The sequence below is a fragment of the Treponema sp. genome (assembly GCF_017430385.1).
In the GTDB taxonomy this organism is placed as follows: Bacteria; Spirochaetota; Spirochaetia; order Treponematales; family Treponemataceae; genus Treponema_D.
The window spans coordinates 21,372-47,267 of record NZ_JAFRNB010000141.1 but is presented as its reverse complement, the minus strand read 5'-3'; the positions used below and the strand labels follow the sequence as shown (position 1 = coordinate 47,267).

21 protein-coding genes are annotated in these 25,896 nt (G+C 44.4%); 6 read left to right on the top strand and 15 right to left on the bottom strand.

Going from position 1 to position 25,896, the window contains the following annotated elements; translation table 11 throughout:
• Positions 1 to 4: 4 nt before the first annotated feature.
• On the bottom strand, positions 5 to 3,043 hold the full coding sequence (locus tag IJJ71_RS11005) for an adenylate/guanylate cyclase domain-containing protein (protein WP_296847038.1): 3,039 nt from the start codon (positions 3,041 to 3,043) through the stop codon (positions 5 to 7).
• A gap of 95 nt (positions 3,044 to 3,138) precedes the next feature.
• On the opposite strand from IJJ71_RS11005, the gene IJJ71_RS11000 reads away from it, so the two are divergent.
• Together IJJ71_RS11000 and IJJ71_RS10995 are read left to right on the top strand one after the other, a co-directional pair.
• Entirely contained in the window at positions 3,139 to 4,266 is a 1,128-nt protein-coding gene (locus IJJ71_RS11000; protein ID WP_296847037.1) for a C40 family peptidase, read from the top strand.
• Positions 4,267 to 4,270: 4 nt separating this feature from the next.
• Complete coding sequence (locus IJJ71_RS10995; RefSeq protein ID WP_296847036.1) at positions 4,271 to 4,918, top strand: hypothetical protein; 648 nt, start codon at positions 4,271 to 4,273, stop codon at positions 4,916 to 4,918.
• A gap of 80 nt (positions 4,919 to 4,998) precedes the next feature.
• Here the strand turns inward: IJJ71_RS10995 and IJJ71_RS10990 are convergent, their stop codons facing one another.
• Genes IJJ71_RS10990 through IJJ71_RS10980 form a run of 3 tightly spaced genes read right to left on the bottom strand, consistent with a single transcriptional unit; the run spans position 4,999 to position 8,454 of the window.
• The gene (locus IJJ71_RS10990) at positions 4,999 to 7,398 is read right to left on the bottom strand and encodes an MMPL family transporter (RefSeq protein ID WP_296847034.1); all 2,400 of its coding nucleotides are present in this window, start codon (positions 7,396 to 7,398) and stop codon (positions 4,999 to 5,001) included.
• Complete coding sequence (locus IJJ71_RS10985; protein ID WP_296847032.1) at positions 7,388 to 8,026, bottom strand: LolA family protein; 639 nt, start codon at positions 8,024 to 8,026, stop codon at positions 7,388 to 7,390. The genes IJJ71_RS10990 and IJJ71_RS10985 overlap by 11 nt, the downstream gene beginning before the upstream one ends.
• Positions 8,023 to 8,454, bottom strand: a complete 432-nt coding sequence (locus IJJ71_RS10980) for an acyl-CoA thioesterase (RefSeq protein WP_296847031.1) — start codon at positions 8,452 to 8,454, stop codon at positions 8,023 to 8,025. Before IJJ71_RS10980 ends, IJJ71_RS10985 begins: the two co-directional genes overlap by 4 nt.
• A gap of 135 nt (positions 8,455 to 8,589) precedes the next feature.
• Between IJJ71_RS10980 and IJJ71_RS10975 the strand changes: the two genes are divergently transcribed.
• Together IJJ71_RS10975 and IJJ71_RS10970 are read left to right on the top strand one after the other, a co-directional pair.
• Positions 8,590 to 10,944, top strand: coding sequence for an adenylate/guanylate cyclase domain-containing protein (locus tag IJJ71_RS10975; RefSeq protein ID WP_296847029.1), 2,355 nt, complete (start codon positions 8,590 to 8,592; stop codon positions 10,942 to 10,944).
• Between the two features lie 60 nt (positions 10,945 to 11,004).
• On the top strand, positions 11,005 to 11,886 hold the full coding sequence (locus tag IJJ71_RS10970; protein ID WP_296847028.1) for an RluA family pseudouridine synthase: 882 nt from the start codon (positions 11,005 to 11,007) through the stop codon (positions 11,884 to 11,886).
• Between the two features lie 21 nt (positions 11,887 to 11,907).
• Here the strand turns inward: IJJ71_RS10970 and IJJ71_RS10965 are convergent, their stop codons facing one another.
• The 10 genes from IJJ71_RS10965 to IJJ71_RS10920 form a co-directional block, all read right to left on the bottom strand.
• Positions 11,908 to 13,398: an NAD(P)H-hydrate dehydratase gene (locus IJJ71_RS10965; protein ID WP_296847026.1), complete on the bottom strand. Its 1,491-nt coding sequence runs from the start codon at positions 13,396 to 13,398 to the stop codon at positions 11,908 to 11,910.
• A 66-nt stretch (positions 13,399 to 13,464) separates the two neighbouring features.
• Complete coding sequence (locus IJJ71_RS10960; RefSeq protein ID WP_296847024.1) at positions 13,465 to 14,559, bottom strand: LPP20 family lipoprotein; 1,095 nt, start codon at positions 14,557 to 14,559, stop codon at positions 13,465 to 13,467.
• On the bottom strand, positions 14,547 to 16,061 hold the full coding sequence (locus IJJ71_RS10955) for a COG3014 family protein (protein WP_296847023.1): 1,515 nt from the start codon (positions 16,059 to 16,061) through the stop codon (positions 14,547 to 14,549). Before IJJ71_RS10955 ends, IJJ71_RS10960 begins: the two co-directional genes overlap by 13 nt.
• Before the next feature lie 10 nt (positions 16,062 to 16,071).
• Positions 16,072 to 16,677, bottom strand: coding sequence for a penicillin-binding protein activator LpoB (locus IJJ71_RS10950; protein ID WP_296847021.1), 606 nt, complete (start codon positions 16,675 to 16,677; stop codon positions 16,072 to 16,074).
• An 11-nt stretch (positions 16,678 to 16,688) separates the two neighbouring features.
• The gene (locus IJJ71_RS10945) at positions 16,689 to 17,381 is read right to left on the bottom strand and encodes a hypothetical protein (protein WP_296847019.1); all 693 of its coding nucleotides are present in this window, start codon (positions 17,379 to 17,381) and stop codon (positions 16,689 to 16,691) included.
• Between the two features lie 110 nt (positions 17,382 to 17,491).
• Positions 17,492 to 18,865, bottom strand: coding sequence for an MATE family efflux transporter (locus tag IJJ71_RS10940; protein WP_296847018.1), 1,374 nt, complete (start codon positions 18,863 to 18,865; stop codon positions 17,492 to 17,494).
• Between the two features lie 110 nt (positions 18,866 to 18,975).
• Complete coding sequence (locus IJJ71_RS10935) at positions 18,976 to 19,902, bottom strand: mechanosensitive ion channel family protein (RefSeq protein ID WP_296847017.1); 927 nt, start codon at positions 19,900 to 19,902, stop codon at positions 18,976 to 18,978.
• Positions 19,903 to 19,960: 58 nt separating this feature from the next.
• Positions 19,961 to 20,602 carry an endonuclease III gene (nth, locus tag IJJ71_RS10930; protein ID WP_296847016.1) on the bottom strand — a complete coding sequence of 214 codons (642 nt, stop codon included), beginning with the start codon at positions 20,600 to 20,602 and terminating at the stop codon, positions 19,961 to 19,963.
• A 281-nt stretch (positions 20,603 to 20,883) separates the two neighbouring features.
• Entirely contained in the window at positions 20,884 to 22,065 is a 1,182-nt protein-coding gene (gene metK, locus IJJ71_RS10925) for a methionine adenosyltransferase (protein ID WP_296847015.1), read from the bottom strand.
• 164 nt (positions 22,066 to 22,229) lie between these two features.
• Positions 22,230 to 23,156, bottom strand: a complete 927-nt coding sequence (locus IJJ71_RS10920; protein ID WP_296847014.1) for an aldose epimerase family protein — start codon at positions 23,154 to 23,156, stop codon at positions 22,230 to 22,232.
• A 77-nt stretch (positions 23,157 to 23,233) separates the two neighbouring features.
• On the opposite strand from IJJ71_RS10920, the gene IJJ71_RS10915 reads away from it, so the two are divergent.
• The gene (locus IJJ71_RS10915; protein ID WP_296847013.1) at positions 23,234 to 23,866 is read left to right on the top strand and encodes a DUF975 family protein; all 633 of its coding nucleotides are present in this window, start codon (positions 23,234 to 23,236) and stop codon (positions 23,864 to 23,866) included.
• A 1-nt stretch (position 23,867) separates the two neighbouring features.
• The gene (gene sppA / locus IJJ71_RS10910; RefSeq protein WP_296847012.1) at positions 23,868 to 24,974 is read left to right on the top strand and encodes a signal peptide peptidase SppA; all 1,107 of its coding nucleotides are present in this window, start codon (positions 23,868 to 23,870) and stop codon (positions 24,972 to 24,974) included.
• Here sppA and IJJ71_RS10905 read toward each other — a convergent pair.
• The gene (locus IJJ71_RS10905) at positions 24,971 to 25,894 is read right to left on the bottom strand and encodes an alpha-hydroxy-acid oxidizing protein (protein ID WP_296847011.1); all 924 of its coding nucleotides are present in this window, start codon (positions 25,892 to 25,894) and stop codon (positions 24,971 to 24,973) included. The genes sppA and IJJ71_RS10905 overlap by 4 nt on opposite strands.
• Positions 25,895 to 25,896 lie beyond the last annotated feature (2 nt).

Below are 25,896 nucleotides of genomic sequence, written 5' to 3'. Positions count from 1 at the left end.
TCTCCTATTTCAACACTTCGTAAGTAATCATTTTACCTTTGCCCTTGATTTCACATTCCATCGGCTCGGTAAACTTGATGTCCGAATCCTTTAGATGCTCAAAAACAGTCTGGCTCACGCGAATATTTCCCGGATTACAAGCAGTTTCCATTCGGCTGGCCACATTCACAGTATTTCCCCAGACATCATACACGAATTTTGTTTTTCCGATAACACCTGCCGTGACAGGCCCTGAGTTAAGCCCGATTCGCATATTGAATTGAATCTTACCACATCTGTTATAATCTTCCAAATCCTCGTACATTCCTTTTGCGAATTCTACCATTATATACGCATGGTTTTCGTTCGGACTTGGAACACCGCAGGCCGCCATGTACGCATCCCCGATTGTCTTGATTTTTTCTACGCCCATTCTCTTAGCCCGTTCGTCAAAACGAGTGAACAAATCATTTAGAGCCGTGACAATCTCGCTCGCAGTATGATTGCTTGAAACTTTCGTGAAGCTGACAATATCAGAGAAAAGAAGGGTAACATCACTGAAGGCTTCAGCGACTGAATGAACTTCATCCTTAAGCTCGTCCGCGATTTTATCAGGAAGAATTGCTCGGAGAAGCTGATCAGACTTGTCTTTTTCGGCAGCAAGTTCTCGTGTGCGAACCTGAACCATTCCTTCAAGACGGATATTTTCAAGCTTGATTTTGCGCTGCTTGAAATAAAAGACCGCAACAACCAAATCAATCAAAATAAATACCATGATAACCCAGAAAACCGGCATCTGATAGAAATACGGTTTTTGGACAAAAAGCATTGCCCCTGCTTCTTCGGAAGGAACTCCCTCTCCGTTTACCGCCATGACAAGGAATGTATGCCGCCCAGGACTTATGTTCGTGTAGGAAACAACTCGGCTCTTTCCAGGAGGACTGAATTTCTCTTCAAAATTTGTGAGCTGATGCTGGAACTGGATTCGCTCAGGCGCATCGAAACTAAGACCTGTGAATTTGATGTCAACGCGCTTTGTTCCCGGTTTCAAGATGAATTCCTGAGACTTTGTTCTAAAATCATATTTGTTGTTGTCAATCGTAACGCTTTCAATATGAACCAATGGAAGCACTGGATTTTCCCGGACTTTAATCGGATCGAAGACTGAAAATCCATCAACCATAGTGAACCAGAGTCGGCCATGAGAATCACAAATACTCAATGCCGTGGAAGTCGTGCCGTCAGAATCGAGGCCGTCATTCCGCGAATAGTATTGAAGTGACACGGCTTTCTCACCGCTTTGCGCAGCCTGAAGAAGCTCGTCTTTATTAACCGTAGCAATTCCGTAGCTGCTCGTAATCCACATTTCGCTTGAAGTGTCTGGAATGACCTGAAAAACCGAATCCGTGCCAAGCCCGTTATCGGAATTCATGTTCTCAAAATGACTTGGCTTTGTCTGCACTGAATCGAAAGGCTTGCAATAGCTGATTCCGCTTCCTGTACAAATCCAGTAAGCTCCTTCCCTGTCCTGACTGATTTTGAAAATTACATTGCCGATTAATCCGTCTTCTGAAGTAATGTGAGATATTATTTCCTCGTTTTTCATGAGGTAGATTCCGCCGCCGTCTGTTCCAATCCAGACAACGCTGTTTGTGTCCTTGTAAATCCACATCACATATTCGTTTTCAAGACCGTCAGCCTGCTTGAAATTCTTAATCGATTCATCAGAATGAATTATGCTGAGACCCGTCGTTGTTCCCACATAATATTCACCAGGAGCAGTCTCAATTGCAAGGCGGACTTTGTTTCCCGCAAGACCGTCATCCGTTGACCATGTTCTGATTTTTGAAGTACGCGGATTATAAAGAAAGAGGCCGGGCTTTGTATAACATGCCGCCAGAATCTCATTTTTTAAAGTAACGCCGACATGCCTGATTCGCAGACCTTTTGTGGATTCCGTGAATTTATTGTTGATTTCTTTTTCGCCGACATAACATCTTACGCCTTTGTCAGTGGCAATCCACATTCGCCCGACTTCATCCTCAGCGATTGCGTTCACAGTAGTATCAAGCTTTGTAAAATTGAATTTGCCGTGCGTGAGCTTTCCGATGCCGTTCCTGTCGCTTGCAAACCAGATGTTGCCTTCCCGGTCGCGGATAATCCTGTTGATTTTTGCGGCAGACAAATCCTTGTCGTGAGATTCCTCGAAAACACCTTTGTGGAAAGAAACGACTCCATGCTCAGTTCCAAAAAGAATCGTGCCGTCCTGAGCGACATACATTGACCAAGTGGGGATATTATCAAGAATTGTATTTGTCCTAATTTTTTTGAAATCACCGTTTTCCAGGCAGACGATGCCGCTGTCTCCCATGCAAATCCAGAAAGTTCCGCTCAAATCCTGAATAATCGAAGTCGCAAAGTAGCTGCCGAAGTATTTATCAACCTGCGGAATTGTATGGAAAAGGCCGTCCGAATAAAGGAAAAGGCCGTTTTCGTTGGAAGTGATGAGCCAGACCCTGCCAGCCGTGTCGCAATAAAGCTCAACAGCTATAATTCCTTTTGAAACCGTACCGGCCTGAAATTGCGGCGTAATCAAATGCCCCTTTGGTGTCAAAAAAACAACGCCCGCCGCCGTTCCAATCCAGATATTGCCCATCCTGTCCTCGCAAAGCGCGCGAACCGAATTGTTCGGAAGTCCGTTCTGCGTGGTGTAAACCTTGCATGTTCCGTCCGGCATAATCTTGTGAACGCCCTCATCATTTGAGCCGAGCCAAAGATTGCCGTTCGTATCCTCAATTATTGCCCTCACCGAAGAAAATTTGTAGTCATTTCCGCGTGCCCTGCGAATCGTATTGAATTCAATACCGTCAAAGCGAACCAGGCCTTCGTAAGTTCCGATATTGATGTAGCCGTCTTTTGTCTGGAGAATATCAGTGGCCATAGTTCCGGCCAGACCGCCAAAAGAAGTCCAGGTCTGGTAAACATAATTGTCAAGAAAGGTCTTTTGTGCAAAACTACCGCTAAGTGAGAAAAAAATCAGCAGCAAGAAAAAAAACTTTTTCATTCTTTAATTATAAAACTGAATTTCTTAAAGTACAATGAAAATTTTGCAAAGAAAATTCCATTGCGAATCGTTTGATTTTTTCCGATAATAGAATTATGTCTACTAGAAAAGTCGTTTTTTATACATTAGCATTTTTTCTGTTCGTTCTGATTGTGCCTCAGCTTTGCGCCCAAAATGACACCTCAATGTCACCAAGCGAATCCGCAATCGCACGCAAAAAACTTGTCGATTATTCAAAGCAATTCGTCGGAAAACCTTATGTCTCAGGAGGAATCGGGCCAAATTCTTTTGACTGCTCAGGCCTCATTTTTACAGTTTCTCGGGAATCAATCGGAGTCCAGCTGCCGCGCACAACAAAGGCAATCTATAATTTCTGTGAGGATATAAAAGACAATGAGCGAGAGGCCGGGGATTTAGTTTTCTTCAAGACAACATCCAGCGGCGAAATCTCACATGTCGGCCTATACATCGGCTCAAACCAGTTCATCCATGCCGTAAGCGACGGCCCGAACACAGGAGTCATAGTCTCTTCACTCAAAGAATCTTACTGGAAATCACATTACATCTGCACAAGGCGTTATCTTCCGTCATCAAATTCCGAGCTGCTCGCAGATTCTTCTCCCAAAAAAGCCAGCTCATCATCAGAAGCAGGAAGCAATTCTTCTTCAAACCGCTCTTCCGCAGCCTCACAGGATTATGTCCGCTCGGACAGTGATTCTTTTTTACAGTCTCTGGTCTTGGACAGCTCGCTTTCCATGGACTGGAGTTTCTTTACGCCGGACCGTTTCAGGCTGAACTTCCGTGGCGTAGATTTGATGCTTCATGCCCGATACGCAGGAAAAAATTTGCAGCCGGGGCTTGGAACTTATTTTCGCTACGATGCAGGAACCGGCAATTTCCAATTTCCGATTGTCCTAAGCCTTACGCTCAACGAATTTTTCCGGGTTTTCGCAGGACCAGTCATCTCAATCAAAAAGCCGCATCTTCCGGGCGATTCTGACAGAGACATAAAAAATTCATTTTTTCCAGGAATTCTTGGAGTCTGTCTGAGCACGCCATCATTTAAAATCGGAAAAACAGCCGTTTCAATTGTTCAGGATATTCACTATACTGTATTCAACGACACGGACAACAGCGCGCTTTCATTCACGAAAAGCGTTCCGACAGGCCTCGTGCTTGCGACAGGAGTTCGTGTAACTCTTCCATTAAAGAGTGTTTTATAAGTATATGAAGTCAAAAATTTTTCTTATTTTCGCAATTTCAGTTTCATTCATTTTTATGTCATGTCTGCCTCAGATTTCGGTAAAAGCCGGCAACAATGATGAGGCGACGATTCTATTCTCGACAGGCTTTTCTCAGGCAACGGCAAAAACGTTGCAGGCCGCTACTGGCGCAGACCCGAACGCACCGCTTTTCAACAAAGATGATGTTCTTCTGGTTTTGAATTCAGCCGGAGCCATAAACACAAGCGCGACAATTCCAAGCCCTACCGAAATCGCAACGACAGGCACGCTCCCGAATCTTTCAAATCATCCGCTTGCGACAGCCGAATTGGTCACAAAAACCGACAAATCACTCACACTCACGCTCGGTCCAAAACAAATCACGGCATTTTACGGACTTTTGAGCGAGGATGCAAAATCTTACCTAGATTTGATGATGATTCCGGCTTTGCTTGGCGAAACAATGACCGTCACCGAATACCGCGAGCTTCTGGCATCAATGTACGGCCCGGCTTTCGCAGATGAAATAGTAAACGGCAAGCTCACAATCAACCTCTCTTCACCAAACGGCAAAAAAACAATCAAAGAAACCGTGTCTCTGGGCGAACTTCTCTGCGCAACCGAAGAAAAATCCTGGAGCCTTAAATTCTAAGGGGAGAAGTCTCTCCCCTACGCCACATTTCATTGTGTCGTACCCCACTCTGCGGGCTCAAACGCCACCCGCAACGCCCGCTAATTTCTTGCAATCAAAACTGCTGTGGTTAAGCCAACGAAAACCGTCAGTCCGAGCATACAGACTGGCGGAAAATTTGAAAACGCAAGCGCGCCAAACGAAAGTGCCGTGGTCACAAACGAAAGCAGAATCGCAAAACTTGTCAAATTTGATTTTTCGCCGCTGCCCTCAACCGCATAAATTATGTAATCCAATCCCAATCCAAAAACAAGAACCAAAGCCGTAATCGGAAAAAAACTGATGTGTATTTTCGCCAAAACCAGCACGCTCGTCGTCACAAGCAGCACGAGAACAGGAACGGCCGCAATTTTTAAGACCTGAGCCGGCTTGTAACAGAAAAGCAGAATCACAATCACCAAAACAAAAGCAATTACGAGCATCCGGAGCATAGTTTTTGAAAGGACATCGAGCTGAGAAGAAATATCCTTCACCTTGTTCACGAAGAAAATTCCATCATGGTCAGCGGCGTATTCGCGGAAGAAAATTTCTGATTTCGGATCGCCCAGATGAAGCGGAAGCACGCACGAATAAAAAGCACCGTCAATCTCACCAATCCAAAGATTTGAAATCGCATCCCTGATTGTAGCCGGAAGATTGGAGTCCGCGGGATGAACGAAATTATTTTCCTTCAATCGATAATTTTCTTCATAAGTTTGAGCAAAGTGCCCTGAGGCAAAACCAGAATCAGAAAATCCCAGAGCCTCGTACTGCTCGTCCGCAAGTGGCAGGAGATTTTTCGCCGCAGTGTAATTTTGAGCCTGTTTTTTCTCGGACGGAATAAACTGGCTCACCGAAAGGAAATTCCCGAATCCGATTTTTGAAACAATTTCTTCTATATAGTCAGCAAGTTCCTCGTTCTTCTGCAAAAGTTCTTCCTCGGAATTCGCCTTTAGAATGAAATACCAGCCGCTTGAACCTGTGTTCAGGACTTTCGCCGAAGTGATTTCATTCTGAAGCATTTCTGACGACATCGAATAAAGTTCCTGAATATTGTTGTGAACCCTGAAATCCTTGCGATTGAAAAAAATCACCACCAGAGAAAAAATTACGAGCAATGCAGGAATTAAACGGCGAACACGAACCGCTGCATGAAATTTCTGCGTCAGTGCGAAAGAAGCAATGCAATTTCCCTCAAAAATTCTCCCACGGCGATTCTTCGGCATTTTCAAAAGCGGATACAACGCAACAACCGAAAGCCATGAAGCGGCAAGCCCTGTGAACAAAAAAACGCTCACTTGCTTTAAAAGAGGGAAGGGGGCAAAGAACAAAGCAGCAAAACAAATTTCCGTGGAAGCAAAGCCAAGCGTGACTCCGCGGAAAATATGCTTACGGACAGCCTCGCCCGAATCACAGGAAAGATTAGCCTTCCAGTTCACAAAAAAATGAATCGAATAATCAAGGCAAGTTCCAATCAGCGTGGTGCCAAAAACAAAGGTCAAGACATGAATTCCGCGGAAAAAAAGCAGAACCGAAACAAATCCGACCGCGCACGAAAAAACAACCGCCAGAGCCGAAGCAATGGCCGGAACAATCGAGCGGAAAATCAGCAGGAACATTGCAAAAATCAGAATGAGCGCGACAGTCGAAATCACGGAAATTTGCCGCTGAGCCGAAGTCGCGTTCTCGTAGCTGTGGAATGGCACGCCTGAGAAAACAAAATCAACTTCAGTTCCGTCATCACGATATTTTTTTTGCAGAATCTTCACCGTCTCGTAAATGCTTTTGACCGCACTTTTTTTGCCAGTCAGAGAAGAGCCTTTTTCCGAAACAGTTCCCCGAACCAGAACATAAAATGCGCCGTCATTTTCTGAAGCAAGCACATCGTCACGCAAGGCCATGTTCGTGGAAGCAACGGCTCCGCCATCAAGCAATTTTTTAAGGCTTCTCTCGCTCAACAAAAAAGGGTCTTCCTCAAGATAAGACAAATCCGAAAAATTGAACGTACCGTACACGCTCGCAAGCGCATCCTCGGAAATCTGAAATCCATCGCCATTTTCCAAAAGCCCGCGAGTCTCGTCATCAAGAAGAGAAAATCTATTTTCATGGAGCCAAGCCGTAATTTCCGCAACCGAATCAGAATCAACATAAAATGAAAGCGAATCAAAAAAATCCACATTCAGTTTTCCGTCAATATCAGCATAAGTAAGATAGAATTTTTCCGCAGCCCCTTTCGCAAGCTCAAAAGAATCAGCCTTAACCAAAATCGTTACAGCTCGGCCTGTCCTTGCGGTAAGCTTCGTGTCCGCCGCCTGAACCTCATGCAAGCCGGAATCTGGAGGCAAAATGTCAAACAGGCTCGTTCCGAAATTGAACTTTGGAGAAACTGCGAGCGAAATCAAAAAAGAAAGAAAAATTGCCGCATGAAAAGCAATCCAGGAGAAGAAAAACTTATTTTTCACTGAACAACGCCTTTTCTTCATCGGTCAGCGCATCAGGATAAACATGCGTAATGAAATCGTAGCGGATATAATCTCCGTTCGGCTCATGAATCGTCATCAAATCAATTGAAATTTTGCCGACCATTTCGATTTCGGAGACAACTTTGCGCACCGACGCATTTTTTGGAATCAGATTTATGCTCCAGTTGTCCGTGGTGCCGATAAATTCAACATCAAAATTCTGTGTGAGCGATTCTGGATTCCCGGAAAAAACTGAAGAAAGAACTTTGGAAAACTGGTCAAAAGTCGCGTTGGAATCAGCTGAAATCACCGATTTTTTGCCCTTGGAATTGGTCTGAATGATTGCAGATTTTGTCATGGCCATCGTGGAAGAGTAGGGCTTTTGTGTCTGCCACAAGATTCCGTCTGCCGAAGAAATCACGAAAATTCCCGAAGAAACCATCTCACGCTTGAGCCGGTAAATGAATTTTAGCTGCCGGAAGTCGCCCTTTGTGATTTTTCTGGAAGAAATAGCCTCACAAACCTGCGCAAGCCCATCCTCGTCCTTTTGGCTTTCAGAATCTGCCGCCTGTGAAAAAATCGGCACGACAAGGAAAAAAATCAAAAAAATTGAAAGAAATTTTCTCATTCGTCAAAGCCTCCTTTCGCAAGAAGAGCATCAACCCGCTCGGTAAAGCATTTCGGGCAGAAAAACTGCGTTTTACCAGTCGCCACCTCAACGCACATCTGGCTTACGGTTCCTTTCGTTGTCATTTCACCAGTTTTTGCGTTGTACAATTCAAACTCAATCTTTATCATGTTCTCATATTCAACAAGCATTGCTTTTGCACGACAAATATCGCCGAACCGAAGAGATTTCATATACTTTGCCTTGACCTCTGTGACCGGGAACATATAGCCAGAATTTTCCATGTCGATGTAGTTGTAGCCGATTTTATCAAGAAGGGCACATCTTGCTCGCTCAAAATAGTTGATGTAATTCCCGTGCCAGACAATCTTCATAGGGTCACAGTCGTTAAAGTCAACTTTAAATTCAATTTCGGTAGATAAATTCATAGTGCCTCCGCGTTAGGAATTACAGCCCGTTCGAGGTTCGTTCTTGTCCAACATTTAATGATACAGCAAAATCACAAAAGATAAAATATTTAAATTCTTGTCAAACTGTGGTATCATCTTATTAGGTGGGTATATATGGGAAATCTCTTTAAAAATAAAACTCTTAAAAGTCAGCTGGTAGAATTTTTTGCTTATTTTCTGCCGGTTGTCGAGCTTCTAGTGTTTTTCCTGCTTCCTATTAGCATTTCTCCATTAAATCTTTATGAAACAGGCGAGTCAGCAACGCTTGCAGTAAATATTCTCACTTATAAACTTCCTTTTGACCAGAACCTCAATCTTGGCTTCGGTGTGGTTCGGGTTTTGCTCTGGCTCATTTATTTCATTCCATGCGCCGCGGTTTTTTCAATAACAGCTTTTATCCTCGAAAAAAAGAAAGGACTCAATTTCCGTAAGCTCAATTATTATTTTATCCTTCTGAGTTTTTCAATCTATCTTTTTTCGGAAGCCGTGTGCACTGTCGCAAATGCGAATTCTTTTGCATGGTTTTTGTCCCTTCCGCCTTACATTTACCTGATTTTTATCTGCGCCGTTCTGACGCATCTTTATTTTGCTTTCCACGGAATTTTCTACCTCAGAAAAACAAATCCTGAGTACGCAGAATTTTTGAAAATGAGAGAAGAAGCCAACGAAGAAGCTCCAAAATTTAAATTCTCCGTGCTCCTCACAAAAGACGGAATTTCCGTGCTGAAAGAATGTTTGAGGCACAGGGTTCGAAGAATTTCCATAAAAACAAAATTCACTTTTGTAATCACAAGCCTGATTATCGTGATTCTCCTTGCGTTCATGCTCCTGATTTTAAACAGCTACAAAAGAATGTTCACCGAAGCTGTCAGTGATGTTGGTCGCGCTCAGGCAGAACAGACGGCGGCGGTTTATGATTCTGCGGACGGAAAATATGAAAAAATCGCGACATTTTTCAATGAGCAGGGTGAAGCAAACAAATATGCAGACACTCCATTTGAGCGGATTGACATAATCATTACATCGGACAAGGAGCCGGTTGTTTATCTTGAGACTGTCGAGGATTCTTCGGAGCTTCCGAATTTCAATGTATTTGCCTACACAACAGGAAAGCCAAAAGAAATTGACGATGCCGAAAAATCCCTCACAAACGAGCAGGCTGTCGATTATCTCAAACGGTACAAAAACGGCATGTACAAAAAAGAATATGTCTTCAACCGTGCAAACCAGACCTGCAAATACATTTATCCTGTCACATTCAGCCGCAAGGCAGGCCGAAAACTCGTGGGCTTCTCAATCGTCACTTACAAGCAGCAGGTTCTCATGAGGCAGTATTTCCGAACAAAAGTATTTGTCCTCACGATTATCACGATTTTCCTGTACCTGTCGGTGATTTTCTCGATTCTTCTGGCTGATTTTATCTTCAACCCGTTGCTCTTCCTGCGCAAAAATGTCCGCAAAACATCGCGCTCAATCGAAAAAATCCTAAGCGGAACGGCAAAAAATACCTCAAACACGCTCAAATTCTCCGACACAATCAAAACAAAGGACGAAATTAAGGATTTATCACTCGAAATCGGGGAAATGGTCGGGCTTATCAAAGGAATCATGCCTTATGTTTCATTCTCGACTCTCCAGCACGCCGATAAAGTAAGTGGCGAGGGCGACAAAAAAGGCACGACTTCACGCGACTTATGCTTCCTTTTTACGGATATCCGCGGCTTCACTTCGTTGTGCGAAGGCTTGCCTCCAAAAAAGGTGGTCGATATCCTAAACCGCTACCTCGACATCGAGACTCAGATTATTTTGGACAACGGCGGTGACATTGACAAATTCGTAGGCGATGAGATGATGGCCTTCTTCTCCGGCCCGCGCAAGGAAATCAACGCATGTAAGGCGGCCATGGAAATTCGTGCGGCAATGCGCGAACAGCAGCAGATTTCCATGAAAGAAGGCTCAACTTATGTCTCAATCGGAATCGGAATCAACTCCGGCAAAGTCACTTTCGGCCCGGTCGGTTCACGCACCCGCAAAGATTTCACATCAATCGGCGACACCGTAAATCTGGCGGCTCGGCTTGAAGGAGCAAACAAGGCTTACGGCTCGAAATCAATCATCACAGATACTGTTTATCAGAAACTGCGGGATATGTTCATCTGCCGGGAACTAGATTTTATTACGGTTAAGGGCAAAACTGAGCCTGTACGAATCTACGAAATTCTTCAGCTCAAAAACCAGGCGGACAAAAATAACGCTACAGAAAAACTCACAGAAATTAAAGAGCTTTTCGAGCATGGACTTGCCCTTTACCGAAAGCAAAAATGGAATGAAAGTGAAGATAGCTTTTCAGAGTGTGCCTTGAAATACAACGATATGCCGTCGGTAGTCTTTCTTGACAGAATCCGGCATTTTAAGCAGAATCCTCCGGCAAAAGACTGGGATGGAGTTTTCAAAATGAACGTTAAGTAAGCAGGCGTTCATCAACTTGCTTGTATTTTATAATTTTTGATTTTGCAGTATCATTCTTTCATGGACAAGAAAGAACCAAGAAAGCATCATGAAAGAATCGACATTCTCTTTGAAGACGAATATATCTGCATCATTAATAAACCAGTCGGAATCCTCAGCGTGCCAAGCCAGGGCAAAGATAAATCTGCGCTCACTATAATAGAAGAAATCATGCGCAAAAAAGGCACTTACTCAGCAAAACACAGGCCTTTTGCAGTACACAGACTCGACCGGGAAACAAGCGGAGTCATGATGTTCGCTCTTTCTGAAGCCGCTCAAAAGAAAATTATGGACTCTTGGCATCAAATGGTCACAGAGAGGCTTTACCGTGCCGTCGCAGAAAATCCTAAGAATCCTAAAAAACTTCTTCCGCTCTCAGGCTTAATCGACGATGATTTGGCTTTCAACGCATACAATGTCGGCTTCGTGCCAAAAAAATCCGGAAAAGCAGACGATTTTGGCGGTCACAAAAAAGAGCCTAAAACAGTTCCTGCCCGCACAAATTTTACAACAATTCTTCGCGGAAAAACTCACACGCTTTTTGAACTTTCACTTGATACAGGCAAAAAAAATCAGATTCGTGCTCACCTTGCTTCAAAAGGCTATCCGCTCGCAGGAGACAATAAATTCCGTGCAAAGACCGACAATTTCGGCCGTCTCTGCCTGCACGCATCAACGCTCGAATTTACGCATCCGTTTACAGAGCAAAAAATGCGCTTTGAAGTTCCTGAGCCAAAAGAATGGAAACTTTATGTCGAAAAAGGCGATTTGCACCCAAGTACACCAAGCTGGCGCGGCGAGAAACCTTCTAAAAAAGATGAGCCTCTCACGCTTGGCAAAAAACGCCTGAGCGCAAAAGACAAAGCTCACATGAATTTCATCGAACTGGGAAAGCGAAGATAAACTCCACCGTCCCAGTTTTTGCTACAGCTCCTGCAGAGCCATCATCAAATCATAAGGCGTCATTGAAAAATCACATTTGATTTTTCGTGACGCAAGGGCATGTGCAAGGGAAGCCGTTATTGCGGCATCAACAGGCTTTCGTCCCTGTGCAAGAAGAGCTGCAACCATTCCGCTGAGGACATCTCCGCTTCCAGCTTTTGCAAGGCATGGATTTCCAAACGGATTTATGAACATCTTGTACTTGTAGCCGTCAAAATGCGCGATGATTGGGTTTGCGCCTTTGAGAATGAGCGTTTTCTTTGGGAATTTACGGCAGAAACTCTCGACGAAATCAAGCTTGTTCACGATACAGTCTTCAAGCGTAAAATCACCGAGATCGCAGTTCTTTATGATTGTCTGAAACTCTTTTGGATGAGGAGTGAGGACAACCCCTTTTTCCTTTTTTTCGAGGAAAGATTTTAAGCCCGGTGCATAGCAGGCATCTGCGTCAACAACACATTTGATATTAGCATGAGCAAGAATGTAGTCAAAATACGGCTGAATATAATCGGCTTTGCCCTTTGGCACTCCAAGCCCCATTCCGAAAGCAATCGCGCTAGTTTTTTCTGGGATTTCGTTTGAAACCATAAGCTCCGGAAACATGTCCAGGCCTTTTTTAGTTGAATATTTATGAACGAGGGTAACAAGACCTGCTCCAAACCTGAGTGCCGCAGAACCTGCTATTGCAGCAGCCCCCTGCTTTTCGCCAGAAGCAATCGCAACATGCCCGAAACTGCCTTTGTTGACATTGAAGACATTTCTGTGCGGAAGAAGCAAATCAGATTCTTCGAGGAGCATTCCTTTTAAAAGATTTGAATTGTTTGAGTTTTCGTAAAGACGGCGGTTTACTCCCAAGTCCCCGACTTTTATCGTGCCGACATAATCTTTTGCCATATCACTGTAAAGGCAAGTTTTAAGCGCACCCATTGTAACCGTTAAATCTGCGATAAAAGCACCTTCCGAAACAGTGCCGTCCTCACGCAAGCCCGACGGAATATCACAGGCAATCTTGAAGCACTCGCTGGCATTCATATCACCCATTGTGCCCTGAGTCTTTTCATCAAGCTCGCCATGAAAGCCTATTCCGAAAACACAGTCAACAATTATATCCGCGAATCTCAAATCATAAAAAGACAAATCCTCTCGCTTTACAAAACGAACCCCGCACTTTTCTGCTCGCTCAGCCTGAATTTTACAAAGATGCGTTTTAGGAAGGAAAAACTGAATTATACTGACATCGTAATCAAAACGAAGCTTTCGGGAAAGAGTATATCCGTCCGCACCGTTATTGCCACTTCCGCAAAGAATCAGAATTTTTTGTGGCTGCCGCCGCTCACCGCTAATCGGATATGGATTTCGCACGGCATTTTCAAGTGCCATTGCCGCATTCTCCATCATAATCTCTTCTGACAGACCATAAGAAGCACGGCAAGAAGCGTCTAATTTTCGAGTATCTAAATATAATTTTTGCATACTACTTTAATTTTACCCTATTTTTCCAATAAAGCTAGCTAAATATACAGATATTTTTAAGAATTTTTAAAAAGCTTTGAAATCACCGAGATATTTCTGAAAACTCTGCGCAAAATCACCCTTTGCTTTTGATGAAATCTTCTGCTTTGCGCGAATCATTGCATTCTGATAAGTCGGAGAACCTTCGCGCCCCGTAATGCTCATCGGAACAAGTGTCTCGCCTGAGAATGTATCAATTAATGCGCACTCAGCCGCATACTCGCAGAATTTTGTCTTGCCGTTTGAATTCTCTGACTCTGTGAAATGATTTTTGCATGAAATAACATAGCGCTCATTTGAGCCAAGAGTTGTATTGAATCCAAAAGATGCCATTGCTTCCTGAAAAGCCTTTGCGATTCTTCCGTCAGAATCTTCGTCCACATTTACGCAAATTGGGATTTTTGCGGCCATGTCAGCCTTCATCTTGTGAATCTGAGCAGGAGAATAAATTGACTCGTACTGTTTTGCGACAAGAGGATTTAAGATTGTAAGCCTTTTTAAATAAGCCTCGTTGACCTTTGCGACTTCCTCTGCAAAATCAAGCCTTGAAAAGTTAAGGAGCGTGTTCGGCTCTTTTTCAGCCTGAAACTGTTTTATTATGGAAGAAACTTCCTTTTGATTCTTTTCAATCATGCCTGAATAAATCTGAGTTCCCTTTTCACGGCTCATAACCGCCAGAGCGTACCATTTGCCTTCGCTCTGAGACTCATAAAATTCCGGAATATCAACAGCAATTATGTCATTCTGATTAACTTCACGAAGAATATCCTGACTGATTGAAGATGACTCCGCATTTGCGACGACACCGGCTTTCTGAGCCTCTTCCATTCTCCTTGAAGAATTTGTCGCCGAAGTAATTTTCTGACCAAAAACAGAAGCCAGCTCATTGATTGCATCGATTTCAGCAGATTTTTTGTCTTTGGCCGAGCCAGTTCCTGTCAAGTAAGCAGACTTTGGATAAGCGGAAGAAGTGCCGTTAATCCAGTCAGGAGCCTTTTTTGAAGATTTTGACGCATTTTCCGTTGAGCCGCAGCCCATAAAAGCCAGAGAAATTGCTCCAAGCACGAAAAACGCACCGATTCCGAATGATTTTTTTGCACAAGAAAGATTTACTTTTGACATGACGACTCCACAAGAACAGTTTTTCCTTCTTTGACTTCAATGTCAGAGAAATACTCTTCTTTTATTATAACACCTTTTTTTGATAAATATTGAACTTTAAAAGAATATTTTCCCGGAGGAAGCTCCACACCGCTGGCATAAGCCTGAGCCGGAAGCGCATAGACTTGGCGAATGTCGGCAGTCTCAGTCTTATCAACCTGATCTATTGCCTTTGCAGCACTCAAATAAATTGCCGCATAAGTCGCCACCGTAAGAAGATTCTCGTCCTGTTGTACGGCATTTTCTGCGGCTAAAAGCCCCGCAGTAGCACCGGCGACAGCCGTGAATTTCTTTAACATACTGCGCTTTACACTTCGAGAATAAGCCTTTCTTGCCTTTGAATTGACATCCTGGCGCACGGCATAATTGTAATCTTCGAGAAGCGAAAGATTTATTTGCTTTGAGAAATCTTTTGAATCAAAAACAAGCCTGACTGAATCAACCTGATTGTTAGGCATTTTTGTGATCTCGTTCTTGCCCGGATAAATCGTGAATGACGGCCCCCAGCCGACAACCGGAGCGACAATCGGCCTCAGTTCTGTCTGAGGAGCAGGGAATTCAGGATAGACGAATTCCAAATCAAACGGCGGAATATACACAAAATGTCCGTTCACAGGAAATTGTATTCCTGGAAACGGCCCAATCATGACCCGCCGCTCACCACGACGACCAATCAGCCCAGAAAAAGCAATGATGTCGAGCCGGCCTTTTCCATCTGAAATTGCGGTCAGAGAATCTATGTCAAAGCTCGGATTGAGAGCCTTAAAAGTCCGTGTATCTGCTGAAATATTCCAGCTGTTGTTCACGCTGTCGTCCATCATCGCAAAAATGATGCTCAGATAGCGGGCTGTCGCTGAATCCCTGAAAATGTCGGAATCTTTTGGCTTTGCAGGAGTATTCTCAAACAGCGGATTTGAATCCAGATTCAGCATTTTGTACGTACTTGAAATTTCAAGATCCGTAGAACCGTCGGCTTTCAGCCATTCTCCGTATTCATTAAGATATTTCCGCTGTTTTTCATTCAATCTTCGGACTTCAACGGCGGCTTCTTCGATATTTCCTTTGTTGTAATAATTGAGGGCATTAAAGATATTGATATAAATGTATTCGTAAGGAGTGCCCTTGTACTCCGCAGCATTGTCGTTCATGAACATGGCCGCAAGACCTTTAGTAAGGCTTTCTGTGACGGCATCTTCCATGAGCCTATCCGTGCTGTTCAAAACTAAAAGCGAAGAATCATAATCCTTTTGAAAATGCTTCATCATCGCGAGGTCAAAATTATCGCGAATCCTGTCATCGTTGGATTTTTCATTCTTTTCTTCAAGATATTCAATACAAGGAGCATAATCTCCTGCGTCCAAGCAATCCAAATACTCCGAAGAAGTAAGTTTAGTTGAACCACAGGAGATTAAAAGAGAGAAAACTAGAAATGCAAGAAAGCCGGAAAGGGCAATTCTTTTCATCTAAAAAATTCTATAATTTTTTTGCGGCTTTCTTTATGTACTTGCTGATTGTCTTTTCACCCTGCCAAAGAATCTTGTTTGATTCAATGTCGATAAGCTGTGCATCAACCTGATAAGTTCTTACAGATTCACGGCCTTCTTCATCAAGATGAGAATAGACAGTTCCCTGCAGCATAAAGTCTGCGGCAAGTTCATTGCCGATTGATTTTGCAGTCTCATAAGCATTTTCTGCCTGATCAACCTTTTCGGCACGAAGCTCAAGCCTCTGCTCGCTGTCAGCAACAAATTCCATTACGCCGCTGTTGATAATCGCAGTCTGGAATCGTTTTGCGACCATTGCGGTGTCGATATGCTCGCTGCTTTTGTTTGAGATTTTGCCAACAATCGAAACCGGGTCGCGGCCTTTGCTGGCTTTAAATCCTGCAACTCGCGGTGAAGCGATACAGCTTGAAATCAGCTCCTCGCAAACCTGCTTGATGTCATTCTCGTTCCAGTAGCCCGAAAGGTCTTTTACATCGGCACCCTGCTCATATCTGGAAACATTGCCAGAAGTTGAGCCGCACGCTGCCATAAAAATTGCGGCAAGACCCGCAAAAATCAATGCAATTTTCTTCATCAGTAACCTCATTACAACTCTACATCAGGAACCAGGGCTTTTGCCAAACTAGCAGTGATAATCTGCTTGAGAACGCTTGCGTTTTCTGTATTCTCTGAAATTCCTCGATCCATTGCTGATTCCAAAGATTTCTGGAAAACTTCGTTCGACATTGTATAAACGACATAGTAGTTGTAGACTGCTGGCTCATAGTCAGCATCAGTTTTAGCCTCTTTTACGCCTGTCTTAACACGACGAGTTTTGACCCAGTAAGAAGCTCGCTTTTCAAGACCGATAAGCTCGACACTTGAAGCGACTGTAACAGCCTGATCGACATTTTTCTGGATTTCTTCTGGTGTTCCGCCCATGTTTGCACGAACAGACTGACCGACGACACGGCTCATTGAGCCAGAAACTTCTGAAACGGCATCAACATTGTCTGTCCAAGCCTTGAGGAAATCAAGATTTGAACCAGAATTGCTGATAACGAAAACCTTGTTTTCTTTTGAATCGACATTGAGGGACTTCGCAACCGCATCCCTGTCGCCAGAAGTGACGGCCTCAAGCCAAGCCGGTGGCATAGAGCCTGTGCTTGCACCCTGCCAGTCAACGCGCTCAATCTTTACATTCTGAGAGCTTATCTGAACGGTGTTCTTTGTAGAACCACAACTTGCGAACAATGCTGCGGCAATAATAGCCGAAAGACTTAAAGCAATTTTTTTCATTGGTAACTCCTTTGTTATATAAACAACAGTATTTTAGAATTGTAACGCATAAAAACAAGATTTTAAACAGTTTTAAGCAAACTTCAATGATTTTTCTGCGCTTGGGAAAGTTAAATCACTTTCTTCTCAACCCATCGGCCTCTCTTGAATCTCACGAAGAAACAGGCACCTCGGAAAATCCAGTCGATGTACATGCCGAACCAAATTCCGTAAAGCGCGAAAGCCGTGTTGTTAGGATATCTATATAGAAGATATTTTGAAATCAGGAAGCTGAAAAGAACCCGGAAAAGCCACATGCTGATATTCGAAACAATCATCGTGAATTTTGCATCGCCGGAAGCACGGAGAATGTTCGGGAGCGTGAATGACATCGGCCAGAAGAAGATGTTCGCGACCATACAAGTGCGGATTACACCAGTCGCAAGTTCCCTTGCCTCGTCCGAAAGATTGAAAGCCCTGGTGAGAATCGGAGCAAGGACGAAAATCAGCGAAGCGACCGTGAACATTCCGATGTAAGCCTCTTTCATCAGCTTGCGGCCATAAGATTTTGCCTGCTGTTTTTCACCGGCACCAATGCACTGACCGATTACCGTTACGCTCGCCAAGCCGATTGCCTGAGCCGGAATGTTCGAGAAGCTGGCGATTGTGTTCGTGATTGCATTCGCGGCAATTGCGGCCAAACCGAAGCCCGACATGAACGAATAGACCAGAATTTTCCCGATATGGAAAACAGAATTTTCGATTCCGCTTGGAATTGCGACCTTTAGGATTTTTCGAATCATGTCAAAACGGATTTCGATTTTCCAGAGTTTTTCGAGATAAATTCTGCCTTTATTCTTTGCGGAAGGGCGGGCAAGAAGATAAATCATCACGAGAGCGGCCGCGATTCGACTTGCAAGGGTTGCAATTCCGGCTCCAGCCACGCCAATTTTTGCCCCGTAAATCAAGATTGCGTTGCCAGCAATGTTCGTGAAATTCATGACAAGGCTGACTTTGAGCGAAATCTTGCTGTTTCCCATCGAGCGGTAAAGAGCCGCACAAGAATTGTAAATCGCAAGGAATGGGAACGAAAGCAAAACCCACACGAAGTAAATCAATGCGTTGCGCATGACTTCCTCGCCAGCACCACCGTAAATCAAATTGAGAATCAAGCGGCGGAAAGGAATACAAAGAGCAATAATCACGAGTGCGACAAGCGTTGAGATTGTCAGAAGCTGTCGGGCAGCAGAACGAGCCTTTTCATCAGATTTTTGTCCAAGATACTGGCTCGCAACGACGGCACCACCAGTCGCAAATGCCGCAAAAAGCTGGATGAAAAGCTGTGTGAGCTGATCAATCAAAGAAACGCCAGAAACTCCGGCCTCACCAACAGACGAAACCATAACGGTATCACATGCACCAATCGTCATGGCAAGGAACTGCTCTGCCACCAAAGGCAGGATGAGACGTTTTAAGTCTTTTTTGGTAAATAAATTTTCAGTCATAAACAAGGGGTTTTAGGGGAGGGGAGCGTTTAGCGAGTCTCCCCTAGGCGAGAGGGTAGCGGAAAACGCGACAGCGATTGGAGCGAGGGGGAGACTTCCCCCTTTAAATTCTAGTTTTCCGTTTTAAACGACAATGACGGAATTGTTTTGTCTGTGAGAACTGAGACATCCACGCGGTTGTACGGAATATTGATGCCGTTTTCGCTGAATGCTTTGACTACATTCTTGCAGACTTCGTTTTTGAGGTCAAAGAAATTCGGTCGCTCGCACCAGACTATGAGATTCATGCCGATTCCACTGTCGCGACAATCCGTAAGAAGGACTTTTGGAGCGTAGTTTGGATTGTCATTGACCACAAACTGGCATTTTGCAGGAACGCCCTTGAGGACTTCGAGAGCTTTATCCAAATCTGTAGAATAATCCACGCTCACATCGAAAACATAGCGGCGGAAATCATAAGTTGAATAATTCTTGAGCTTTGTGTTGATGATTGCAGAACTTGGGATTCGGATAAGCTGGTTGTCCGGAGTATTAACCAAGATTGACAAAAGACCGACCTGAACAACCGTGCCAGAAACTCCGTCCACTTCGATAAAATCACCGATTTTCATTGTTTTTTCAGTGACGATGAACACGCCGGAAATCAAGTTGCTTACAGTTGTTTGGGCAGCGAAGCCGACTGCAACTCCGGCGATTCCCATTGCACCCCAGATTGCGCTCAGGTTGATTCCGAAAAGCCCGAGAACATACATTACGATAAGAATATAAAAACAATAGCTGACGACCTTTGTGATTGTTTTTGCCGTGCTTGGCTCAAACCGCTTTAAAGCACCGCGCTTGATAAACATTCGAATCAGGCGGTAAATTCCCCAGAAAATCAAAATCGCGATAAAACCAGTTGAAAATTTTACGATATGCGCCGGTTCTTTGACATATTCAACGATTTCATTTATATGGAAGAAACTTTGCATTTGGTTGACAGTTTCACTCGCAACATTGTTGGCGACATTCATCGCACCTTCGGTCATTTCGTTCATAAAAATCTCCTTTTGGACAATAATAAAGGGGGAAGCCTTCCCTTACGCGCCAATTCTATCACATTTCATTATGTTGGCAAATGTCAGAAATTATGCAAATTCCGCACTTTGGACTGCGTGCCGTGCAAACATAACGGCCATGCAAGATGAGCCAGTGATGCGCGTGCTCCATGAACTCGTCCGGAACCCGTTCCAGCAAAGATTTTTCCACCTTTTCGGGAGTGTCGCCTTCCGCAAGCCCGATTTTTGGTGCGATTCGGAGCAGGTGAGTGTCCACAGGCATTGTATGATCTCCCCAAACGACATTAAGCACGACATTCGCGGTCTTCCGGCCAACTCCGGGCAGCGACATCAAATCCTCTCGGCTCCGGGGAACTTCGCCGCCAAAGTCAGAAATCAGCTTCTCGCACAATCCGATTACATGACGAGCCTTAGATTTGTAAAGTCCGATTGATTTTATATAGGTAATAAGCCCTTCTTCGCCCAGAGCAAGGATTTTCTGCGGAGTGTCGGCGACTTTGTAAAGCTCGCGAGTGGCAATGTTTACGCTTTTATCAGTTGCCTGCGCACTCAAAACCACCGCCACCAAAAGCGTGAACGGACTTGTCCACACCAGCTCTGATTTTGGAGCCGGGTTCTGCGCCTTGAACCGCGTGAAAACTTCGATAACTTTGTCTTCCGGGAGAAGTTTAGGATTCATAGAAAGTATTATAGCATAAGAGTGGCAGAATTTAGAATGTGCCAGATAGAACAAAAAACGGCGCGAAGGAGTGAAACGGCTTACAAAAACACTCGTTTTGTGCTGCCGCGTAAGCGGCAAACGTATATAGTTACAAGCACAAAACGCGTGTAGCAGGCTAGCGGGCCTTCGCAGCATAGCTGCTCGGAGACTCACTCAAAATGCTCCACCGGAGCATTTTGTCGGCTACGCCGTCGTTCCCTAGATTTCGATAAGCCGTTTTCACGACTGAGAGCCGTTTTTTATTTTACAGCTTCTTTAAGTGCTTCAACTTTGTCTGTTTTTTCCCAGCTGAAGCCTTCACGGCCGAAGTGACCGTAGTTGCTTGTCGCGCGGTAAATCGGGCGGCGCAAATCAAGTGTTTTTTCGATTCCGCCTGGAGTGCAATCGAACACCTTCTTTACAGCCTCGACGATTTTTGCATTCTCGACCTTTTCTGTGCCGAATGTCTCAACCATGATTGAAACCGGGTGCGGAACGCCGATTGCGTAAGAAAGCTGGATTTCTGCTCTGTCTGCAAGGCCTGCCGCAACGATGTTCTTTGCGATGTAGCGTGCCATGTAAGCTGCCGAACGGTCAACCTTTGAAGGGTCTTTGCCAGAGAAAGCTCCGCCACCATGTCGGCCTGCACCGCCGTAAGTATCAACGATGATTTTGCGGCCAGTCAAGCCAGCATCTCCGTGCGGGCCACCGACAACGAAACGGCCAGTCGGGTTGATGTAGTATTTTGTGTTCTCGTCGAGCAAGCCTGTCGGCTCAAGGATTGGCTTAACAATCTGCTCAATGATTGTCTTTTTGATTGTGTCGTAATCGACTTCTGGATTGTGCTGATGGCTTACGACAACTGCATCGATTCGGACAGGCTTGTGGTTCTCGTCGTACTCGATTGTTACCTGAGATTTTGAATCCGGGCGGAGCCATGCAATTGTTCCGTTCTTTCGAAGCTCAGCTGCTCGTCTGAGAATTTTGTGTGCGTAAACCAAAGTTGCCGGCATGTACTCAGGAGTTTCGTTTGTTGCAAAGCCGAACATGATTCCCTGATCGCCAGCTCCCTGCTGACCTTCGTACTCTTTGAGGCCTGCACCAACAACGCCCTGATTGATGTCCGGCGACTGATTGTGAATTGTGTTCAAAACGGCCATTGAATCGGCAGAAATGCCGAAATCTTCGTTTGTGTAGCCGATTTCACGAACTACATCACGGACAACTTTCTGAAAGTCAACATCGGCGTGGGTTGTGATTTCACCACCGACCAAAACCATGCCTGTTGTAGCATAAGTTTCACAGGCAACATGAGAAGAAGGGTCGGCTTCAAGACATGCGTCAAGAATTGCGTCAGAAACCTGATCGCAGAGTTTGTCTGGATGGCCTTCGCTTACTGATTCAGATGTGAAAAGATAGTGATTGTTAGATAAGACAGACATATTAGTCTCCTATTTAGCAAAAATTAGCCGCCCATACGGGCAAGCCCACCAGTCTGCAAGTTGGATAAATCAACTGGTTGCGGATAAGTTTTCCTTAAAGAATATAATACAAATCTCATTGAATGACAAGGATTTATGAAAAAATTCTTGTCATTCAATATTTTTTATTTTTCAATAGTGATGCTCTGGTCAGCTGTGAAAGATTTTCCTGGTTCCAATGAAATCAAGCCAGATTTTTCTTCCCACTCGTGCTCGGTGTTCTCGGCATCAGCAGTTCCGTACCACGGCTCAATGCAGTTGAATCCGTTTCCGCTCGCGCCTTCGCTTCCTTTGCCTCCCTGCCAGACCATGAGGTATGGATAGCCGAAGCAGTTCACCTTAATGAGAGAGCCGTTTTTTTTGTTTCGCAATCCGACCCAATTTGACTTGAACGCCGTGAAGAAATGACCGTTTCCAAAACCATCGGCTGTAATCGGGATGATTCCGGCTTCTTTTTCACCGTAAGGCTTTGTGCATGGAGCAGTTCCTTCCTCATCAACAGCAAGCTGTGCTGCATCATTCAACAGAACTGTTGTAAGAGGCTCTCTATGCTCAAATTCGTACTGATAATCAGCATTTGTAGTACCAGCAGGATCAGTGTTTCGAGGGCAGCAGAACGCCGTATGGCTTCCCAAAGAGAAAAGCATTGTCGTAGAGTCAGTATTTGTTACGGTCGTTGTGAAAACAAGTCCGTTTTCCTTCAATTCATAATGAGTCTTTAGGCTGAATTTCCACGGGAATTTGTCGGCTGTCTCCGCACTTTCTGTCAGTTCAAAAGTCGCAGAAGTTTCTGACTGTTCGACAAGCTTGTGCTCCAGGTCACGGCTCATTCCGTTGTTCACAAGATGATATTCTTTGTCATTGTAAGTGTAGAATCCGTCTTTGATTCGTCCGACCTGTGGGAACAAAACCGGCGCATGGAATTTCCAGATTTCTGCCGGGCCTTCAAACACATATTTTGTGCCGTCTTTTACGCTTCGGAACGAGTTGATTTCGGCTCCGTGCGTGTTGAGAACTACTTCGTAGTTGCTGTTTTTAAGTGTGATTGTCATGCAAATATTTTAGCACAACCTATTATCTTTTCGCAAATAGTGATATTATTTTAAAATCTATAATTTAGGAGTATTTTATGTTTAATCGAGCTGAATACAAGAAAAACGCCCTTGCAATCCTAAAGGGAGACTGGGGCCTTGCATGCGTGCTTACAATCATTTCTGCCATTCTCGTTCCGCTTCCACTGGTACTGTGCCCTGTTGCGGGTGTTTGTATCTTAGGAATTCTTGGCGTTGCTATCAGCTTTACATTTATGAAGATGTCCGCTGTTTTTGCAGGCAGCAATCCAGATGAAAAAGTTACGTTCTCTACTTTCCTTCAGGGAATCGAAGAACGATGGCTTCAAGCTATGCTCGGCGCTCTCTGGGAATTTCTTTGGGTTACACTTTGGTCGCTTCTTTTCGTTATTCCAGGAATCGTAAAAGCCTACAGCTACTCAATGATGTTCTTCGTTATCGCAGAAAATCCAAAAATCGGTGCGATGAAAGCAATGGACATCAGCAAAATCCTTACACAGGGACACAAGGCAGATCTTTTTGTTCTTGACATGAGCTTCCTCGGCTGGGCATTCTTAAGCAGCCTTGTAAGCGGACTTGGATTCATCTGGCTCTGTCCTTATGAGAACATGACAAAACTTCAGGCTTACTACGACTTGAAGAAAATGGCTTTCGCACAAAACAAACTGACACCTGCAGATTTCGAGGCATAAAATGAAACACAAGAAAGGACTTTTTATCCTTATCATCATCGCGCTGGTTTCACTTCCAATCTGGATCAACGCGATTGTAAATCTTTTCAGCGACAAAAAATCAAATTTCTCATTCAGTTTCAGCACAAGCAAAGATTCTGAAGAAATTTTCGACGATGAATTTGAGGGCGAAGACGATGAAGATTTTGACGATGATGAACCAAGCAGCGGAACTGTCGGAAAAATCATCAGCATCGCGCGTGGCAAAAATCAAAGTTCTCCAATCATAAAGAACCTGAAAAAGCCGTATATCTCTGTGATTTATATCACGGGCGTAATTTCTGAGGAAAACAAAACTTACAACCAGAAGTGGCTTTTGCGGCAAATCAAAAAGGCAAAAAATGACCCGAACAACCGCGGAATCCTTCTCAACATCAACTCACCGGGCGGAACAGTCTACGAGTCTGACGAAGCATATCTTTCGCTCATGGAATACAAAGCGTCAACACAAAGGCCGGTTTTCGCATTCTTCGGCTCACTTGCAGCCAGCGGCGGATATTACATCGGCTGTGCGGCAGACACAATCTTCGCCAACCGAAACACGCTCACAGGCTCAATCGGCGTAATCGCAGGCCAGAGCATTGATGCGACAGGCTTGCTCGACAAAATCGGCATCAAAATGAACACAATCACTGCCGGCCGAAACAAAAACATGGGCAACTACAACCAGCCGCTCACAGATGAGCAGCGCGCAATCATGCAGTCAATTGCTGACGAGGCTTACGAGCAGTTCACAGGAATCGTCGCAGATTCACGCGGAATGAGCATTTCTGCCGTAAAGGTTCTTGCCGACGGACGAATTTACACGGCTGCACAGGCACAAAAAAACGGTCTGGTTGATGAAGTATGTTCTTTTGAAGATGCAAAATCAAATATCAAGGATTATTTTGCAGAAGATGAAGAGGACAAAAAAGGCGAGTCAGTCAGTTTTGTTGAATACAAATACCGCTACGAAGAAAACTGGATGTCACTCCTTTCTGGAGCAGCCAGCTTCGTAAAAAACCCGGAAGCAAGCGTTTACGAACTTTTGGGAAATACATCAGGCAAATGCCTGTATTTGTACAATTAAAATCCGTATTTTAACAGGCTAAGCTCAAGCACTTTGCCACAAAGCTCTTCGGCTCCACCGTGGCAAAGCGCGCTGGCAAACGGCCTTCCAACAAGAACACAATCCGCGCCCAGAGCCATTGCCGTGGCAACATCACGCGGGCTTCTGATACCGCCGTCAACCCAAATCTCATCACAGTAATTTTGAAGTTCTTCCGCATGTTCAGCAAAAAATTCCGCTGTGCTGCCTTTTCTTGTCTCAACCCGGCCGCCATGATTTGAAATATAAACAATGTCTGGCTTGACTTCCTTTACAAGCTCAATGTCTTCCTGAGTGAAAACGCCCTTGATTGCGAACGGGATTTTTACATGTTTTTTGATTTCAATCAGCTGGGCGGCATTCTTTTTTTCCAATTTAACGAGATTGCGCATGGTCACGATGTTGTAAGAATCAATATCAACACCTGCTATTTTCACGCAATCTTTCGCCCACTCAAAACGCTCAAAAATTTTTTCGTTGGAATAAGGCTTTATAAAAACAGAAGTCTGCGCATCAGGAGCCTCGATTTTTATTTTCTTAAAGGCTTCTATTCCGAATTTCAGTTTTTCGTCTGGATAACCGTCACCAATTGAAAGGCCAACCCCAACCTTGTGCATCGCCTGAATAATCGCGTCATAAAAATCAGATTCCTGAGCAAAACCTATGTTTTCAATCGCACCAGTCATCGGAGCAATCGTAATCTGCGGGATTCGGAATTCCGGCTCCAAATCAAGGAATTTCCTAATTCTTTCTATATTATTATTGCGCACAACTTCCCAGGCAGAACAGTTGAGTATGAAATTTTCATTTTCGCGGACTCCTCCCATTCCAGGAAGCTGTCCGATGCATCCCCTGCCGTTGCAAACCTTGCAAAAATTGCATTTAAAATTATTTTCACTCACTA